Consider the following 2,211-nt stretch of genomic DNA (forward strand, 5'->3'; position numbering starts at 1 on the left):
GGCCGGGTGAACCCACCACGATCGAGAGGCACTGGGCCCGGCTAATAGCCACGTTGAGGCGATTGGACTCCAGCAGAAAGCCCAGGCCACGGGGTGCAGCATCGCCGTCACTGGCCGTTAGCGAATGGATCGCTACCGGCGCTTCCTGACCCTGGAACTTATCGACCGTGTCGACACGCGCTTTCTGGCCAAGCCGCTGCTGTAGCCGGTTCACTTGCACGTTGTAAGGAGCGGTCACCAAGATCTGCTCTGGGCCGAGCACACCTCGCTTGTCCTGGCCCGCTGCTGTGTGGCAATAGCTGCTGCCGAGCAGGGCATCGACAAGCTGCTCGATTCGATTGATCTCAGCCTCACTGCAAACGCTGCAGCCGTTGTGCACCACCGCATCAAAGACGAGGCCTTGCTGCGGCAATGGTTCCCCTGTGGCGTCCAAGCAAGGCAGGCGCCAGCTGATCGCGTTAATTGTGTTTGCTGGGTTGGCATTGAGACGGCCGTCATAAAAGAGCTGCGACACCATCGCCGTCAGCGAGGGCTCCATCCGCCAGCTGGTGGCTAGGAACACGCCCCGATCCGCTGGCACCACATGGGCACCCTGCATCAAATACTCCAAGCAGGACAGCCCGGAATCCCCTGGATGATCGGCCTGGGTGGGCTGGGCCAGCTGCTGCTGGTCGCCCACCAGCAGGATTGTTTTGGCGCACCGCGCCATCACCAACAGGTTGGCTAGGGACATCTGACCGGCCTCGTCAACAACGAGCAGGTCGAACTGATCAGCGAGCTCCTCGCGGCAGAACATCCAGGTGGTGCCACCCACCACAGCCATCCCCTCACCGAGCTTTGCTGGGGCCACAAGGGGGATACCGAGTTCGGCAAGGGTTGGATCTTCCTTGCCGTTGCTGCACTTCACCACCACCTGGCCCAATCCCCGCTTTTGGCAGGTCGCCTGGGCTTTGATCAGCAAATTATTGATGGCTGCGTGGCTGTTGGAGCTAATGGCAATCCGCTGGCCCTTAGCCACCAGTTCGGCGATCACAGAGCCTGTAACGGTGGATTTTCCTGTGCCTGGCGGCCCTTGCAGGGCAATGGTGCAACCGGAGTGGCTCACCAGAAACTCCGCCAGCTGATCTGCCACGGCTGCCGGTTCCGCCTCGATCGCCCTATTGAGAGCCGCTAGGCCCTCCACCGGCCGCCGTTCCAAAAATTGCTGCATGGCAGCGGGGATTGGCGGCTTGCCAGCTAGCCATTGATTGGCCTGCTCCAACAAGCTCTCCCGCAGCTTCTCGCTGATGTCGGCTGGCACCTTGATCAAGGAGGTCGCCCCCTTGGGGATGCCCTCGGGCAGGCCATTGGCCTGACGTTGATCGCGCTTACTCCAGGGGTACTTGAGCGTGACGCGGCCCCGCTCAGCATCGAGGGAGTCAACGGCCAGCTTGAGGCCGGTTTCAGGGATCTCCAGGCTCAGGCCGCTGTCCCCTTGGTCTGCGTGCAGCTTGTGGGGCTGACTTGGATCAAAGCCAAAGGTGTGAAAGTCGGCTCCAGTGAGCTTGCTTTCGCGGGGTTGCACACTCCGCCACTGGGCAGCTGCAATGGCCTCGCCGTCATCGACGAGCTCCGTTGGGCTGAGTTGGGCTTTATTGCGCCGATCGAAGTAAGCCCACCAGGCCACCTTGGCTTCTCGGTGGTGGAACGGAAGCAGCTGGGCAACAAGGCGCTGCACCCGCCAGCTCAAGCCCCGTGGCCCGAATTGCTCCTGGGCCGTGAGCAGCCCGTCACTGGCATTGGCAGGCGGATCGCTCTGCAGAGGCTCAGGGATTTCCTCAATCAGCTGGCTGGCTAGAACCTCCAAAGGAGAAGGCTCTTTGTTTGGTTTTTCATCAAGCTGCTGCTCCAGCGGCTCTTCTGGCAGGCCTTGCTCCTTGCGCAGCTGCCGCAGCCAGTCGTGCAGAAACACCGTCGAATTGCAGTCCTCGCGGTTGTAGTTCTCAATCTCGAGCAGCTGGGGGCTGCCCTTTGGCAAAACCCCTGGCAGAGGCGGCTCATCCGAGCCCATCCAGTTGAGATAAGCCACCACTGAGTCACCAGCATTGGTCACCTCGGCTTCCCTCCGCTCCATGTAGAGGTGCTCAACCTTCTTGATCGAGTAGCTGGGCTCGCCCAACACGATGGAGCTGGTCACAATTGGCAGCAGGTCAACAAGTAGGCCAGAGCGCA

The 2,211-nt window shown here is 61.2% G+C and carries 1 protein-coding gene and 1 pseudogene; both read right to left on the bottom strand.

Annotation, left to right across the window (positions count from 1 at the left end; all coding sequences use genetic code 11):
- The coding region (locus tag KB557_RS10880; protein ID WP_255134125.1) for an AAA domain-containing protein at positions 1–1,951 on the bottom strand (1,951 nt) is incomplete at its 3' end.
- 39 nt (positions 1,952–1,990) lie between these two features.
- Positions 1,991–2,176: pseudogene (locus KB557_RS10885) on the bottom strand (hypothetical protein); the annotation flags it as partial.
- Positions 2,177–2,211 lie beyond the last annotated feature (35 nt).

Source organism: Synechococcus sp. Cruz CV12-2-Slac-r, assembly GCF_024346075.1.
Taxonomy (GTDB): Bacteria; Cyanobacteriota; Cyanobacteriia; order PCC-6307; family Cyanobiaceae; genus Synechococcus_D.